Below are 15,269 nucleotides of genomic sequence, written 5' to 3'. Positions count from 1 at the left end.
GAACCGTTTTCGACCGCCATGAAGCGCCGATACGTCGCCGCCGTCGCGTTCGTCGTCCTCGTCGCGGCCCTCGGGAGCGCCGCGGCTGTCCCCGACCGACGGGTGCTCGTCGTCAGCGACGCGGAGACGGGCGAGACGTACCTCGAAACACCCGTCGACAACGGCACTGTCGTCGCTCTCGAATACACCCACAGCGTCGAGAAGACCCGCGTCTACGAGGCCTACACCATCCGTGGCGACCGACTGGAGATGACCCACATGGAGTTCGAATCGTACGGCTGGGGGCTGCCGAGCCGCGCGAACGTCACCCGGAAGAACGGGACCTTTATCTACGATCCACCGGGGAGTTACGAGCGATTGACCGTCGCTCCCGGACGGATCGCCGGCCACCGACTTCACGTCGGCGACGAGACGCACGATCTGGTCGCGCTCTCGAACGGCCGGTCGGTGACGCTCTCGATCCACCGCCGGTCCGCGTTCGCGTTGCCACTTCACGGAGTCGATAGATGACCGACGAAGACGACACCTCACCCGACGAGACGATAGACGAACCGGACCCGGAGGAGACCGAGGCGCTCATCCAGGAGATCGAGCGCAAACGCTCGCTGACTGGCTGGGCGGTCGTCGCCGTCGCGGCCATCGGCATCGCCTTCTCCTTCTTCCAGATGTGGCTCGCCGCGAAGGGCTTCGTCCTCTCGCTCACCGTTCCCGGACTCGGCGAGGTGGACTTCGTCGCGCTCCAGTTGCTCCAGATCAACGCCATCCACGTCGCGTTCGGTCTCGTGCTCACCTTCCTGCTCTACCCGTCGAGCACCGGCAACGGGCCGATATCGTCGCGCTGTGTCGCGCTCGGCGCGGCGCTCGACGCCCGCCTCGGCCCCGACCACCCGCTCTCGCGGGTCGTCCACGTCGTCGGCGGCGCGCTCCGGTGGGTCTTCGTCGACCCCGATATGGATCGCGTGACGCCCTTCGACCTGACGTTGATCCCCGTCGCGGTGCTCTCCGCGGCCTACTTCATCACCGACTTCGACGAAATCCAGCGCATGCGCGCGCTCGGACTGGAGGCCGGCCGCCCCATTCAGGGCGTGTTCACCTTCCTCGAACCGGTCGCCGGCCTGTTCGGCCCCGTCGCCGACACCTCCTACGCGATGGTGCTCGGCGTCCTCGGCGTCCTCCTCGTGTTGGAGGCGACCCGCCGGGCGATCAGCCTCTATCTCATGCTCATCGTCGCCGCCTTCGTCGTCTACGCCCGCTTCGGCGTCCTCATCCCGCAGAACGCCGCCTACGTGGGCGTGCTCTCTATCCCCGAACTCTCGTGGCCCTCGATCATCCAGAACCTCTGGTACAACACGGAGAACGGCGTCTTCGGCATCCCCGTCACCGTCTCCGTCCAGTTCATCTACATCTTCATCCTCTTCGGCGCCTTCCTCGAGATGTCCGGCGCCGGGCAGTGGTTCATCGACCTCGCGTACGCGGCGACGGGCACCCGCCGCGGCGGCCCGGCCAAGGCCTCCATCCTCGCCTCCGGCTTCATGGGGACCATCTCCGGCTCCTCCATCGCCAACACGGTGACGACGGGTGCCTTCACCATCCCGCTCATGAAGAAGTCGGGCTACCGTCCCGAGTTCGCGGGCGGCGTCGAGGCGTCCGCCTCCTCCGGGGGACAGATCCTGCCACCGGTCATGGGCGCCGCCGCCTTCCTGATCGTCCAGTACACCGCGACGCCCTTCGCGGACGTCATCGTCGCCGCCGCCATCCCCGCCATCGTCTTCTTCTTCGGCGTCTGGGTGATGGTCCACTTCGAGGCCTCGAAACTCGGCATCGGCGGCCTCGACCCCGCCGACCTCGTCGACATCCGGTCGCATCTCAAGTCGGGGTGGTTCTACCTCGTTCCCATCGGCCTCCTGCTCTACTACCTCATCGTCGAGCGGCTGTCGGTCGCGCGGTCGGCGTGGTTCACGCTCGTCGCCATCGGCGCCCTGATCGCGCTCGTCGCGGCCTACAGCGACGAGACGCGGGGCCGACTCGGCGCGCTCTTCACCGGCCTGTTCGCCGCGACGCTCGGCGCCCAGTACGTCGCCGGCACCGGCATCCTGGGAGCGCTCCTCGGCACCGGCACCGGCGGCCAGTCGCTGGCGGCCGCGTTCGCGGCGACGATCGGTCAACTCGGCGCCATCAGCATCGTCGCGGGCGTGCTCACGCTCCTCACCCATCCGTTCGTCGAGGCACCACTCTTGGAGTTCGACGACGCGGTGGACCGGGCCGCCCGGACCAACGCCGACGTCCTCGGCCGACCGCGACTCGCGGACAACGGCCTCCACCGGCTGGTCGTCTTCCTCGGGAAGTCCATGGAGGGCGGCGCGCGGACGGCCGTGCCGGTCGTCATCGCCGTCGCCGCCGCGGGCATCATCCCGGGCGTCATCAGCGTCACCGGCCTCGGGCCGAACCTGGTGGCGCTCATCGAGGCCGTCGCCGGCGGGTCGCTCGTCCTCCTGCTCCTCGTGACCGCCGTCTCCTCCATCCTGCTCGGGATGGGGATGCCGACGACGGTGACGTACATCATCCTCGTCTCTCTGCTCGCGCCGGCGCTCACTGCCTTCGGCGTGCCCGAACTCGCCGCCCACCTCTTTATCCTCTATTTCGGCGTCATCGCGGACATCACGCCGCCGGTGGCCGTGGCGGCCTACGCCGCCTCGGGCGTGGCGAAATCCGACGCTTTCCAGACCGGCATCGAGGCCTTCTCGCTCTCCTTGAACAAGGCCATCGTCCCCTTCGCGTTCGTCCTCGCGCCGGGTATCGTCCTCCTGCGCCGTGAGCCGAACGCCGCGGAGCTGGAGGTGGGCGAAAAGTACCGCGTCCTCGGGACCGCCGACCTGTTCGACCTGGGCTACATCGTCCCCGAAGTGTTGATCCCCGTCATCGGCATCTTCCTCGGCGTCGTCGCGTTGGCGGCGACGGTCATCGGCTACGTCTACACGCCGGTGTCTCGGCTCGAACGCGCCGCCTTCGCGCTCAGTTCGCTCCTCCTGATGGCGCCGGGGCTGGGCGTTCGCGGCGTCCTCGACGTACTCGGCCTCGTCGGTATCGGCGCCGGCGGTGGCGGCGAGGTGGCACTCGGCATCGACCTCGCGCTCCGGGGGGTCGGCCTCGCGCTCTTCGTCGCCCTCCTCCTCGGCAACCGGGGACAGGGGGCCTCGGGTTTCTTCGGCTCCGAGACCGACGCGGACCCCGAAACCGCCTGACTTACCGCTCCAGCAGGTGGACGTGCCGCGTGAGCGAGCGGTGCACCCGGCGTTCGAAGGTGTCCACGACCGTCCATCCCGCCGCCTCGGCCGCCTCGGTCCACGACCGGTCGGCGACGACGACCGCTCGCGGGGCCACGCGCCCCGCCTCCGCGAGCGCCCCCGACACGAGGTCCGCGAGCGTGTGGCGGGCGATCTTCGACTGCCGACCGTAGGGCGCGTCGAAGACCACGCCGTCGACCGCGTCGTCGACGAGGGGGAGGGCCGTCGCGTCGCCGCGGAGGGCGTGGAACGCGCCGTCGAGATACGCCCGGCAGTTCTCGCGGGCGCCCCGCACCATCTTCCACTGGGCGTCGATTCCGACGGGACGGGCACCGACGAGCCCCGCCTCGATCAGGGTGCCGCCCGTCCCGCACATCGGATCGAGGATCGTCGCCCCCGGTTCGGCGCCGGCGAGGTTGACGAACGCACGGGCGTCGAGCGGCGCCATGCTCCCGGGCTGGAAGAACGGCCGGTCGGTCGGCTTGCGGTCGCCGTAGTCGCGGACGCTCTCGGCGACCAGCCAGCCCACGAGGCAGGTATCCCCGGCGAAGCACGCCCGGAGTTCGTGGTCCGGGTCGTCGAGATCGACGGCGAAGCCGCGGTCGACGAGTGCCGCCCCGAGTTCGCGTTCGGTGCGACGGGTGTCGACGCCCGCCGTCCCCCGCACGTCGCGGGCGCGGACGGCGACGGTGCCCGAGCGATCCATCGTGGCCGCCGCGACGAGCGCCCGCGCGGCCTCGACGGCCGCTTCACACCGCCCGAGCAGTCGGCTGGCGCGGTGGGTGTAGGCGAGCGTCCGGAGGCGGTCGGCGTCGACGCCGCGGGCCGTCGCGAGGCCGGGCGCGACGGGCTCGACGGCCGTCGCCGCACACGCCGCCTCCCGGGCCGCGAAGGCGTCGTCCTCACCCGCGAGTTCGAGACCGTACACGCGTTCGGGTCCGACCGCCGGCGGCATGAGGCTACCGTTCGCCCTCGCCACCAACCTTTTTAAACCTTAAATACGACATTTAAGTCGTCTCATGACCGATCCCAAGGAGACGATCAACATCGAAAACGTGGTGGCTTCTACCGGAATCGGACAGGAACTCGACCTCCAGAGCGTGGCGATGGACCTCGAAGGTGCGGACTACGACCCCGAACAGTTTCCGGGGCTCGTCTACCGGACGCAGAACCCCAAGTCGGCGGCCCTGATCTTCCGCTCGGGCAAGATCGTCTGCACCGGCGCGAAGTCGACGGCCGACGTACACGAGAGCCTGCACATCGTCTTCGACAAACTCCGCGACCTCAAGATCAGCGTCGACGAGGAGCCGGAGATCGTCGTCCAGAACATCGTCACGAGCGCCGACCTGGGCAAGAACCTCAACCTGAACGCCATCGCCATCGGTCTCGGCCTCGAAAACATCGAGTACGAACCCGAGCAGTTCCCGGGTCTCGTCTACCGCCTCGACGACCCCGACGTGGTCGCGCTCCTCTTCGGCTCCGGCAAACTCGTCATCACGGGCGGGAAACAGCCCGAAGACGCCGAGGAAGCCGTCGACGTGATCGTCTCCCGACTCGAAGAGCTCGGCCTCTTGGGATAGTTCGTCGTCGCCCCGATGGACCCCGTCTCCCTGCAGACCGGTGTCGGCCGGGCCCCGCCGCTGGCCGTCGCCGGCACCGTCGCACTGTTCGCCCTGTTTCTCTCCCTCACCGCCCACCTCGCCGCTCGGAACGTCCTCGGCGACGTGCCGGTTCGCAACGCCTTCCTCGTCGGCCCGCTCCCCGCCGCCATCGCCGTCGTCGCCGCGGCGCTCGAACTCCCCTCCCTCCCCGCCGTCGCCGTCGCCCTCGTCGTCGACGCGCTGGTGATCCGGTACGTCTACGACCTCGACCGGCGACTCACCGCGGGCGTCACACTCATCCACGCCGTCGTCAGCATCATCCTCGGTGCCATCCTCTTCAGCCTCTACGTTCTCGTCCGCTCGGCGCCGGGCTAACCGAGCGCCCGAGCGGCCTCCCGGGCGCTCCGAATCGTGAGCGTGCCGAGCACGCAGGCGACGCCGACGCCCACACCGACCGTCGCTGCCTCGGTGTGTCCGAGCAGCAACGCCACGACGTACAGCAAGAGCCCGACTGCCCCGCCGCCCGTGAGGAGCGTGTCCACGGCGTCGAGCGGTGCGCCGGCCGGTACTAGCCCGTCAGCGCCGTACGTACGAGTTCCCATACCACGGTCTTCGTTACCAGATGACACTAATCTTGCGCATACGTTCATTATATTACTTCGTTGAACTAACGGCGAGTCGACGGCAACTCTCTTGGACGCCGCTCCCGACGTGCCGCCCATGAGCCTCCGAGGCGTCCTGTGGAACGACGCCGAGCGCCGTCCTCGTGCGCTCCTCCGGGTCGTCCTCCTGATCGTCGTCGCGGCGTTGCTCGCCATCGGAACGAGCGTCGGTGCGGCCGTCGGCTTCGGCGCCCTCCGGTCGTGGCTCTCGACGGCGTTCGGGGAGGCCGTCGCGACGACCCTCGTCGCCGTCGTCGGCGTCGCCCTCACCGGCGGCACCGTCACGCTCGCGGTCCTGATCGCTGGCCGGTACGTCGACCGGCGGCGCGTCCGCGATTTCGGCCTCCGGATCGACCGCGGCTGGTGGCTCGACTGCGGGTTCGGCCTCGCGCTCGGCGCCGGCCTGTTGACGCTCGTCTTCCTCGTCGGCCTCGCGTTCGGGTGGCTGCGGGTCACCGGCACCCTCCAACCTCGGGCCGGCTTCGCGGTTCGGTTCGCCGGCCTCGTCGCCATCTTCGTCGCCGTCGGCGTCTACGAGGAACTCCTCCTGCGTGGCTACCTGCTGACGAACGCCGCGGAGGGCCTCGTCGGGTGGCTCGGCGACCGGGGCGCCGTGGTGGGTGCGACGGCGCTCTCCTCGCTCGTCTTCGGCCTCGCCCACGCCAACAACCCGAACGCGACGCTCCTCTCGACGCTCGCCATCGTCCTCGCGGGCGTCATGCTCGCCGTCGGCTACGTCCTGACCGGTGACCTCGCGGTCCCCATCGGCCTGCATACGACCTGGAACCTGTTTCAGGGCGGCGTCTACGGCTTTCCCGTCTCCGGCCTCGGCGTCGGCGCGAGCGTCGTCGCCGTCGAGGAGACGGGGCCGGATGTCGTCACCGGCGGCGCGTTCGGTCCCGAGGCCGGTCTCCTCGGCCTCGGTGCGATGATCGTCGGTACCGTCGCCATCGCCGTCTGGGTCCGGTGGCGGACGGGCGAGCTACGGATCGATCCCGCAGTGACGACGCCGGAGCTACGGGGTGATTCCGGCGATGCAGAGACGCCCGTCGACACGGACCGGTGGGAACCGGCGCCCGGTGACCGCGAGTAGGCCGGTCACCGACCGCGCGGGTCGTAGGTGTTCAGCCCCAGCAGGCGGTTGAGCAGGCACGTCTGCGTGTAGCCGGTCACGATCAGGATCACCCCAAGCAGGACGAGTAGCAGCGCCACGAGTGCCTGTGGGACGGGACCCACGGCGACGCGTACCATCCCGACGTAGCCGACGACTCCGGCGACGAGTAACACCGCTCCAACGACGAACCGCCAGACCCTGTCGTAACCGCCGACGTTCTTGTTCATGAGACGTTCACCACTCGCTCTTGGTGGGCCGCGGGGATAAAAATGTGAGGTAGATTTCACTTTTCGGGAAAGTCGCCTCGGGGACGAGGGCGCGCCGGTCGGCGAGGAACGGGCGCGTTACTCCACCAGCCGCTCGATTTCGGTGACGAGGATGTCGCTCGCCCCCATCGCCTTGAGGTCGTTGATGACGCCGAAGACGGCCCGCTCCTCGACGACGGCGTGGACCGCCACGTCGTCGCTGCCGGCCACGTCCATCACCGTCGGCCCGCCCATTCCCGGCAACACGTCGCGCACGTCGTCGAGGCGGTCCTCCGAGACGTTCAACATGAGGTAGCGTCTGTCCTCGGCGGCGAGGACGGACTCGAAAGCGGTGACGAGTTGTTGGACCTTCTCGTCGTCGACGGCGCCGGGGTGGGCGAAGAGGCGGACCGAACTCGCGAGCACCTCCTCGATTTCGGCCAGTCGGTTGACCCGGAGGGTCGTCCCCGTCGACGTGATGTCGACGATGGCGTCGGCCATGTCGACGTGGGGGGTGAGCTCCGTCGCACCCGTCACCTCCACCACCTCGGCGTCGACGCCGCGATCCGCGAAGAAGTCGCGGGTGATGCGGGGGAACTCGGTGGCGACGGTGCCACCTTCGAGGTCCGCGACCGTCTCGATGTCGCCGTCTTCCGGCGCGGCGACGACGAGGCGACACCGGCCGAACTCCAGATCCAGCAGGTCCACCAGGTCGTGACCCGACTCCCGAACCTGATCGAGGCCCGTGATGCCGACCGCGGCGGCACCGTCCGCGACGTACTCGGGGATGTCGGCGGCGCGGGCGAACAGGGCGGTCACGTCGGGGTCGACGGTGTCCGCGTAGAGTTTCCGGTCCGCGCCGCCTTCGAGGTGCAGGCCGGCGCGTTCCAGCAGGTCTATCGACGGGTCGTGCAGGCGGCCCTTATTGGGGACGGCGATGCGCATTGTCGGATATCTCTCGGTCCCGGGGCAATTGCCTTTCGGGTGCGAGGTTCCGTGACCGTCGGGAACGGGACCTCGATTCGAACGGGGAACGTGAGTGACCCGTGAGAGGGGTGCGAGGCCTCGTGGCGGAGCGGCGAGGGACGAGCCGCGGAGCGTGGTGGGGTGAGAGCGACGCGACCGAGGCCCTACCTACCCCGACCGCAGCGCTTCCGCCACCCGTTCGCTCGCCGCCGGCGTCGCCCGCGCTCGCGCCATCACGGTCAGATACGTCCCCACGTCGTTGCGGAGCCACGACGCCCGAACGCTCTCGTCGACGTTCCGCAGTTCCTCGTCGACCCACGCCACCTGCGCGGCGAGTTCGGCCGTCGAGTGCCGCGTCAGCGCCGGCTCCGCTGGCGACGCCTCGGCGGCGCGCAACGCCTCGATGGCGGCCGATCGCGCGGCGTCGACGTCCGCCGTCGACTCGACGGCGAACGTCTCGCCCTCGCGCACCCGCTCGCGGAGGGCGGTGAACGCCGCCAGCGTGACGAAGGAGGCGTGTGCCCACGTCAGCGCCTCGGCCGGCGTCGTCTCGTCCCAGCCGTCGTCGCGTTCCGGATTGACGGGGCGGAAGAGCTCTTCGAGTGCCTCCGCGGCCGGCGTGTCCTCGACGTCGATCCCCTCGATCCGCCAGGGTTCCTGCGGATCGACCGACGACAGGGCCTCGCGTTCGGTCTCGAACGCCTCGCGGAGCCGCCGTCGGGCGTCGACCAGTCGGTCGCGCAGGTCGACCGGCTCGTCGAGCGTCGCCGTCAGCCGGTCGTAGAGGTGGGCGGCGTCGTCGACGGCGACGCGTGCGCGCTCGACCTCTTCGGCGATTTCGCCGACGCCGAGCGGGTTGCCGGGGCGGTAGCGGTGCGGTTCGCCGACCGCGATGTCGCTTCGCCCGGACGCGATCCGGTGCTCGATGGCGGCGTGGACGAGCGTCGCCTCGACGGGGTCGTCGCCGACGTAGCGCCACCGGTCGCGGAGCGCCCGGCGGTCCGAACGAACCGCCTCGGCCTCCTCCCGGAGGTCCTCGCGGGTCAGTCCCTCGTCGATGGCGCGCCACGAACCGGCGGCGAAGCGCGCTTCGGCCCGGGCGCCAGCGAACGCCTCCAGCCGGGCGAACGGCGTCGGTGCCGTCGCCGCTGCCGAAAGCTCCGTCGCGGCGCGTTCGCGGGCGTGGCGCACCTCCTCGCGGATCGCGCCGTTCGGAATCTCGTCTGGACCGAGGCGCGCGGGCACGGCGTCGAGGAGCATCCGCCCCCGATCCTCGCTGGCCACGACGTGAGCCTCGGTGATCCCGACGGGGAGTCGTTCGGGAAGCGACGGCGCCGAGTCGTCGACGACGCCGCGGAGCGCGGCGGCGTCGAGTTCGACCGGGTCCGGCTCCGAGGAGAGCGGGTTCGCGCCGCTACAGCCGGCGAGGGCTCCGAGGGCGACGAGCGCGCCGCGCCGCGTGAGACGCCCGGTCATCGGGCGCCTCCCGCGTCGTCGCTCGCGTTGCGGCGCCGGCGAATCCGCTCGTTCTCCCGTTCGCAGGTGCCCGACCCACGACTCGACCCGTAGCTACTGACGTCGCTCGGGTCGAACGCCTCGGGAATGCGGATCAGCACCGCGAGGACGTCCTCGTCGTCGGTCTCACAGCGAACGTCGGCGTCGCGGTACCGCCGGGCGTAGTTCGTCTGGATGTCGGAGTCGGACCACTGGACCGAGCAGAGATCCGACGCGAAACACGCTCCGACCTGTTGCTGCTCGACGTACACCGTCGCGGCGTCGTAGTCGGTGGTCTCGAGGAACTCGCGGGCGTCGGCGGCGCCGTCCACGTCGGCGAAGGCGACGGCAGCGGCCTCGTCGGCGCTCGTGACGAACAGGTGGTGGCGGCGGTGGACGCGCTCTTCGTCCTCGTGCGGCGTCGGCCGCTCGCCGGTCCAGACGGTCGGCGCACGCTCGGAGTTCCGCAGGGTGTACGATTCGGGGTTCAACTCGATGTTGCCGGTCGGGTCGGGCGGATAACTCGAACTCGACGACGACTCGCCGGAACAGCCGGCGAAGCCGGTCAGGAGCGCGACTGCTCCGGAGAGGGCGCGTCTGCGCGTGATGGAGGGCATCGGTGGCAATCCCGTCGCGACGGCTAAACGTCTTTTCACCGAACCCCGGGGGCTTAACCCGGGCGGCGGCGAGGGTGGAACATGGCTACGCTTGCGATCCGCGGCGGGCGCATCCTCCGCTCGGACATGACCGTCACCGAGGCGGACGTGCTGGTCGACCGCGAGGCGGGCGACATCGTCGAACTCGGTGCCGAACTCGCCGGCGACGACGAACTCGACGCCGACGGCGACCTGGTGATGCCCGGACTGGTGAACGCCCACACTCACGTCGCCATGACGCTCCTGCGCGGCCACGCCGACGACAAATCCCTGGACGCGTGGCTCCGGGAGGACATCTGGCCGGTGGAGGCGGCGCTCGAACCCGAGGACATCGAGGCCGGCGCCGCGCTGGGGGTCCTCGAGATGATCAGATCCGGGACGACGACCTTCGCCGACATGTACTTCGAAATCGACCGCACCGCGGACGTGGTGGAGCGGGCGGGGATGCGGGCGATGCTGGGTCACGGCGCCATCTCGGCGGGCAAGGACGGCGCGGCCGCCCGCGCGGATATCGAGGAGTCGGTCGCGATGGCGCGGCAACTCGACGGCGCCGCGGACGGGCGAATCTCGACGGCGGTGATGCCCCACAGCCTCACCACCGTCACGCCCGAGTTGCTGGAACTGGCGGCGGCGGAGGCCCACGACGCCGGCGTCCCGGTCCACTACCACGCCAACGAGACGCTCGACGAGGTGGAACCGATCGTCGAGGAGCGCGGCCAGCGCCCCGTCGAGTGGGCGCGTGACCTCGGCCTCTGTACCGAGTCCGACTTCTTCGCCCACGGCGTCCACCTCGACGACCGGGAGATCGATCTGCTCGCCCGGACGGGGACGGGCGTCGTCCACTGCCCGGCGTCGAACATGAAACTCGCCTCGGGAATGGCGCCGGTCCAGCGGCTTCTCGATTCAGGTGTCCCGGTCGGTCTCGGCACCGACGGCGCCGCCTCGAACAACGACCTCGACCTCTTCGACGAACTGCGGGACGCGGCGATGCTCGGGAAACTCGCCGCCGGCGACGCGAGCGCCGTCGCCGCCCCCGACGCCGTGTCGATGGCGACGGCCGGCGGCGCCGACGTACTGGGCCTGAACGCCGGCCGGATCGAGGCCGGTGCCAGGGCCGACCTCGCGGTGATCGACCTCGACGCGCCGCATCTGACGCCCGAACACGACCTCGTGAGCCACCTCGCCTACGCCGCCCGCGGGTCCGACGTGCGCCACACGGTCTGTGACGGCGAGGTGCTGATGCGTGACCGCGAGGTGTTGACGCTCGACGAGGCGGCGGTGATGGAGCGGGCGGCGGCGCGGGCCGACGGGTTGCTGGAGCGAGCGGGCGTCTGACCGTCAGCGTCTCTCGGCCGTCCAGCCGGTGACGTCCGTCGAGACGGCACAGATGCCGGTCACGTTACCGTCCTCGTCGACGATCGGACTCTTGATCGTGAGGTGTGTCCGGGCGCCGCCGGGGAGCGGCAGTTCCTCCTCTTTCCGCACCGACTCGCCGGTTTCGACGACGCGGCGGTCGTCCGCACGGAACTGCTCGGCGAGTGCGTCCGGGAACAGGTCCGCCGCCGTCCGGCCGACCATCTCGCCGTCGTCGACGCCCAGAAGTTCCCGCGCCGTGTCGTTGGCGAGGCGGTAGGTGCCGTCGACCTCTTTGGTGAAGATGGCGGCGTCGACGGTGTCGAGTACCGCCTGTAGCTGGCGGTTCGTCTCCCGGAGTTGCTGGCGCCGTTCTTTACGGTCGGTGATGTCCTGTACGACGCCCGTGGCGCGGACGGGCGTCCCGTCTTCGAAGGAGAGTTCGGCCTGTTCCCGAACCCACTTCGTCTCCCCGTCGACGACGATTCGATGCTCGATGTCGTAGGACTCTCCGTTCAGTGCGGCGAGCCACTTCTTCTCCACGAACTCCCGATCGTCCGGGTGGACGTACGACAGAAACGCCTCGTGGTCGAGCGGCAGCGTTCGCTCGTCGGCCTCGAAGATTTCGTACACCTCGTCCGACCAGTACAGCTCGTCCGATTCGACGTCGGTCCACCAACTGCCGAGGGTCGCTACCGACTGTGCCTGTCGGAGGTGGGCTTCGCGCTGTCGCAGTTTCGCCGCCACCTCACGGCGCTCGATAGCGTTCGTGAGTCGATTCGCGAGGACGGTGTACTGGTCGGTGCCGCCCTCTTTCTGGAGGTAGTCGGTGACACCGCGGGCGATGGCCTCGCTCGCGATCTCCTCGCTCCCCTGTCCGGTAAAGAGGACGAACGGGAGGTCGGGGTAGTCGTCGCGGACGCGGTCGAGGAAGGCTAGCCCGTCCATTCCCGGCATCTGATAGTCGCTCACGACGGCGTCGACCGCCGCCGCCTCGATACGATCGAGCGCGTCGCTGGCGCTCGTCTCGGTGAGCACCTGCAGGCGAGGGTCCGCCCGTTCGAGGCAGTCGGCCGTCAGGTCGAGTTGGGCCGCGTCGTCGTCGACGTGTAACACGCGGAACTCCTCTGGCATGACTGATTCGTACCCTTCGATCCGACCGAGGGTAGTATCAAACTATGGCTATCCCGCCGCCGACCGTGGGCGTCCGCAACACCGCGGGTCTCGACCCCGTCGAGCGCGCCCCCCGAAGTGGGCTTTCCCACCCCACTGCGGGTCTCGAACGCGTCAAGAGCGGGCTGCCGCCGACTCGGCGGCGGCCCGCTCTCCGACGCTCGAGACGGTACCGTTTTGCCACGCCTCCCGCTACGGGACGTATGACCGCACCCACGATAGCCGAGCGACTCGACGACCCCGATACGGCCCGCGCCGAGGGGCGTCGGAAGATGGACTGGGCGGAGGCACACATGCCCATCCTCGCCGCGCTCCGCGAGGACTTCGAAGCAGAGCAACCCCTCGCCGGCGAGCGAATCGCGATGGCGATGCACGTCGAGGCCAAGACGGCCGTCCTCGTCGAACTCCTCGCCGTCGGCGGCGCGGAAGTGGCCATCACCGGCTGTAACCCCCTCTCCAGTCAGGACGACGTGAGCGCGGCGCTCCACGCCGTCGACGGCGTCACCTCCTATGCCGCCCACGGCGTCGACACCGACGAGTACTACGACGCCATCGAGGCCGTCGTCGGCGTCGATCCCACCATCACCGTCGACGACGGCGCCGACATGGTGACCCACATCCACGACGAACACCCCAACCTGATCCCGCAGCTGAAAGGTGGGTGCGAGGAGACGACGACCGGCGTCCACCGCCTGCGCTCGATGGCCGACGACGGCGCGCTGAAGTACCCGATGTTCGCCGTCAACGACACGCCGATGAAGACGCTGTTCGACAACGTCCACGGCACCGGCGAGTCCGCACTCACGAACATCGCCATGACGACCAACCTCTCCATCGCGGGCAAGACGGTCGTCGTCGGCGGCTACGGCTACTGCGGTCGCGGCGTCGCGAAGAAGGCCGCGGGCATGAACGCCGACGTGATCGTCACGGAGGTCGACCCCCGCCGCGCCCTCGAAGCCCACATGGAGGGCCACGCGGTGATGCCGATGCACGAGGCCGCGAGCGAGGGCGACGTGTTCGTGACGACGACGGGCAACCGCGACGTGATCACCCGCGAGGACTTCGAGGAGATGGGGGACGGCGTCCTGCTGGCCAACGCCGGCCACTTCGACGTGGAGATCAATCTGGAGGAACTCGCCGAGATGGCCGACTCGACCCGTGAGGTCCGCGAGGGCGTCGAAGAGTACGAACTCCCGGACGGCCGTCGGCTGAACGTGCTCGCCGAGGGGCGACTCGTCAACCTCGCCGGCCCGCTCTCGATGGGCCACCCCGTCGAGGTGATGGACCAGAGCTTCGGCGTACAGGCCGTCTGCGTGCGCGAACTCGCCGCGAACCCCGACGCCTACGACGCGGGCGTCCACGAGGTGCCGGACCGCCTCGACCGCGAGGTGGCCGAGGTGAAACTCGACGCCGAGGGCATCGCCATCGACGACCTGAGCGACGATCAGCGCGAGTATCTGGACTCGTGGGATCACGGGACCTGAGCCCGCCGACCGGCTCTTTATAACCCGCCACCGCCCAGTCGTTCGTATGTCCGCGAACCGCAAGGGGGACCGCCGGGAGCGCGAACTCGTCAACGAACTCGACGCGGCGGGTTTCGCGGTGATGCGCGCCCCCGCGAGCGGGAGCGCCACCGAGCGTGACCTGCCGGACGTGCTCGCCGGCGACGGCGAGCAGTTCTACGCCATCGAGGCGAAGTCGTCCGCCGGCGACCCCATCTACCTCTCGGGCGAGGAGGTCGAATCCCTCATCTACTTCGCCCGCAACTTCGGCGCGAAGGCACGGGTCGCCGCCCGATTCGACCGCGAGGACTGGTACTTCTTCCACCCCGGCGACCTGCACGTCACCGACGGCGGCAACTACCGGGTGAAAAAGGAGACGGCGCTGGCCGAGGGGGAGGATCTGGACGAACTCGTCGGCCACTCGACGCAGGCGCGTCTCGACGACCCCTAGGCGGTCGTCGTCGACGCCGCGCCGTCCGTGGGGGTCGGGCCGGCGTCCGGGTGGGTCGCGCCCTCGGAGTCGATCCGCTGCAGCCGTGACGCCGGGAAGGCGTAGCGCCGCACGTCGCCGTCACGGCCGAGGGAGTCGAGGTAGACGACCCAGAAGACGGGTTCGTGGGAGCCGTAGTCGGCGTTGGTGGGGTAGTCGGCGACGAGTCGCCCCTCCGCCGTCTCGACCCGGTCGGCGCGCTCGCCGGCCGCGCCGACGACGACGAGGCGGTCGCCCGTCTCCCGATCACGGACGAGCGCGCCCACTCGGTGGTCGTGGCGCGGACAGAGTGCCGGGCCGCTGAACGCCGTGGGGACGAACGTGCGCCCGCCACAGACCGCACAGACGGCGGTGCGTTTCCCGGGCGGCGGCACGAGCCCCGCCGTCACCTCGAGGGCGACCCGGCGGCGGTGCTTACACCGGGCGCCGCGGAGCTGGTGATCGGGACAGGTACAGGTGTGCGCGTCGGGGTCGACGACGTACGTGCCGCCCGCCGTCTCGACGGCGTAGCGGCCGTCGCGGAGCGGGCGGACCGCCATGGGTTCGACGCGGGCGCGCCTGGCGCGGCCCGTCGTTCCGGCGGCGGGGAACGTGGTCTTCGAGCGGGTCGCCGGCAGTGACGCGGGTGTGTGTGCTGGGTGCGTCATGGGTGTGGAGCGACCGTCGCTCCGGTACCCGTCCTTGGTGCTCGATACATCTAAACCCTCGTTTCGGGCGGCCTGTCCGGAG

General features: G+C 69.9%; 16 protein-coding genes. 8 read left to right on the top strand and 8 right to left on the bottom strand.

Translation table 11 applies throughout. From position 1 onward, the window contains the following. Window positions 1–18: 18 nt before the first annotated feature. Together DU484_RS01175 and DU484_RS01170 are read left to right on the top strand one after the other, a co-directional pair. The gene (locus DU484_RS01175; RefSeq protein WP_114604877.1) at window positions 19–510 is read left to right on the top strand and encodes a DUF1850 domain-containing protein; all 492 of its coding nucleotides are present in this window, start codon (window positions 19–21) and stop codon (window positions 508–510) included. Next, complete coding sequence (locus DU484_RS01170) at window positions 507–3,242, top strand: TRAP transporter permease (RefSeq protein ID WP_114604876.1); 2,736 nt, start codon at window positions 507–509, stop codon at window positions 3,240–3,242. The genes DU484_RS01175 and DU484_RS01170 overlap by 4 nt, the downstream gene beginning before the upstream one ends. A gap of 1 nt (window position 3,243) precedes the next feature. Here DU484_RS01170 and DU484_RS01165 read toward each other — a convergent pair whose 3' ends face one another. After that, window positions 3,244–4,239, bottom strand: coding sequence for a TIGR01177 family methyltransferase (locus DU484_RS01165; RefSeq protein ID WP_114604875.1), 996 nt, complete (start codon window positions 4,237–4,239; stop codon window positions 3,244–3,246). A gap of 64 nt (window positions 4,240–4,303) precedes the next feature. On the opposite strand from DU484_RS01165, the gene DU484_RS01160 reads away from it, so the two are divergent. Together DU484_RS01160 and DU484_RS01155 are read left to right on the top strand one after the other, a co-directional pair. Next, on the top strand, window positions 4,304–4,864 hold the full coding sequence (locus tag DU484_RS01160; protein ID WP_114584398.1) for a TATA-box-binding protein: 561 nt from the start codon (window positions 4,304–4,306) through the stop codon (window positions 4,862–4,864). A 15-nt stretch (window positions 4,865–4,879) separates the two neighbouring features. Beyond that, on the top strand, window positions 4,880–5,260 hold the full coding sequence (locus DU484_RS01155; protein WP_114584397.1) for a DUF7473 family protein: 381 nt from the start codon (window positions 4,880–4,882) through the stop codon (window positions 5,258–5,260). On the opposite strand, the gene DU484_RS01150 is transcribed toward DU484_RS01155, so the two are convergent. Next, complete coding sequence (locus DU484_RS01150) at window positions 5,257–5,487, bottom strand: hypothetical protein (RefSeq protein WP_114604874.1); 231 nt, start codon at window positions 5,485–5,487, stop codon at window positions 5,257–5,259. The two genes, DU484_RS01155 and DU484_RS01150, sit on opposite strands and share 4 nt — an antisense overlap. 118 nt (window positions 5,488–5,605) lie before the next feature. Here DU484_RS01150 and DU484_RS01145 point away from each other — a divergent pair, with 118 nt between their 5' ends. After that, on the top strand, window positions 5,606–6,640 hold the full coding sequence (locus tag DU484_RS01145; protein WP_114584395.1) for a CPBP family intramembrane glutamic endopeptidase: 1,035 nt from the start codon (window positions 5,606–5,608) through the stop codon (window positions 6,638–6,640). 5 nt (window positions 6,641–6,645) lie between these two features. Here DU484_RS01145 and DU484_RS01140 read toward each other — a convergent pair whose 3' ends face one another. From DU484_RS01140 to DU484_RS01125, 4 genes are all read right to left on the bottom strand, one after another. Next, window positions 6,646–6,888: a YgaP family membrane protein gene (locus DU484_RS01140; protein ID WP_114604873.1), complete on the bottom strand. Its 243-nt coding sequence runs from the start codon at window positions 6,886–6,888 to the stop codon at window positions 6,646–6,648. 117 nt (window positions 6,889–7,005) lie between these two features. After that, window positions 7,006–7,851: an ATP phosphoribosyltransferase gene (gene hisG, locus DU484_RS01135; RefSeq protein WP_114584393.1), complete on the bottom strand. Its 846-nt coding sequence runs from the start codon at window positions 7,849–7,851 to the stop codon at window positions 7,006–7,008. Window positions 7,852–8,040: 189 nt separating this feature from the next. Then, window positions 8,041–9,348 (bottom strand): hypothetical protein, encoded by a 1,308-nt coding sequence (locus DU484_RS01130; RefSeq protein ID WP_114604872.1) that lies wholly within the window; start codon window positions 9,346–9,348, stop codon window positions 8,041–8,043. Beyond that, window positions 9,345–9,983: a hypothetical protein gene (locus tag DU484_RS01125; RefSeq protein WP_114604871.1), complete on the bottom strand. Its 639-nt coding sequence runs from the start codon at window positions 9,981–9,983 to the stop codon at window positions 9,345–9,347. The genes DU484_RS01130 and DU484_RS01125 overlap by 4 nt, the downstream gene beginning before the upstream one ends. An 81-nt stretch (window positions 9,984–10,064) precedes the next feature. Between DU484_RS01125 and DU484_RS01120 the strand changes: the two genes are divergently transcribed. Beyond that, a complete protein-coding gene (locus tag DU484_RS01120) occupies window positions 10,065–11,357 on the top strand; it encodes an amidohydrolase (protein WP_114604870.1) in 1,293 nt (430 codons plus the stop codon). 3 nt (window positions 11,358–11,360) lie between these two features. On the opposite strand, the gene DU484_RS01115 is transcribed toward DU484_RS01120, so the two are convergent. Then, window positions 11,361–12,509 (bottom strand): PAS domain-containing response regulator, encoded by a 1,149-nt coding sequence (locus DU484_RS01115; RefSeq protein WP_114584389.1) that lies wholly within the window; start codon window positions 12,507–12,509, stop codon window positions 11,361–11,363. A gap of 242 nt (window positions 12,510–12,751) precedes the next feature. On the opposite strand from DU484_RS01115, the gene DU484_RS01110 reads away from it, so the two are divergent. Both DU484_RS01110 and hjc read left to right on the top strand, forming a co-directional pair. Beyond that, entirely contained in the window at window positions 12,752–14,032 is a 1,281-nt protein-coding gene (locus tag DU484_RS01110) for an adenosylhomocysteinase (protein ID WP_114604869.1), read from the top strand. Between the two features lie 46 nt (window positions 14,033–14,078). Beyond that, window positions 14,079–14,501 carry a Holliday junction resolvase Hjc gene (gene hjc, locus DU484_RS01105; RefSeq protein WP_114584387.1) on the top strand — a complete coding sequence of 141 codons (423 nt, stop codon included), beginning with the start codon at window positions 14,079–14,081 and terminating at the stop codon, window positions 14,499–14,501. On the opposite strand, the gene DU484_RS01100 is transcribed toward hjc, so the two are convergent. Beyond that, window positions 14,498–15,187, bottom strand: coding sequence for an SWIM zinc finger family protein (locus DU484_RS01100; RefSeq protein ID WP_114604868.1), 690 nt, complete (start codon window positions 15,185–15,187; stop codon window positions 14,498–14,500). The two genes, hjc and DU484_RS01100, sit on opposite strands and share 4 nt — an antisense overlap. Window positions 15,188–15,269 lie beyond the last annotated feature (82 nt).

The organism is Haloplanus rubicundus (assembly GCF_003342675.1).
Classification (GTDB): Archaea; Halobacteriota; Halobacteria; order Halobacteriales; family Haloferacaceae; genus Haloplanus; species Haloplanus rubicundus.
The sequence above is the reverse complement of the archived record's forward strand: the minus strand, read 5'-3'. Positions and strand labels throughout refer to the sequence as shown.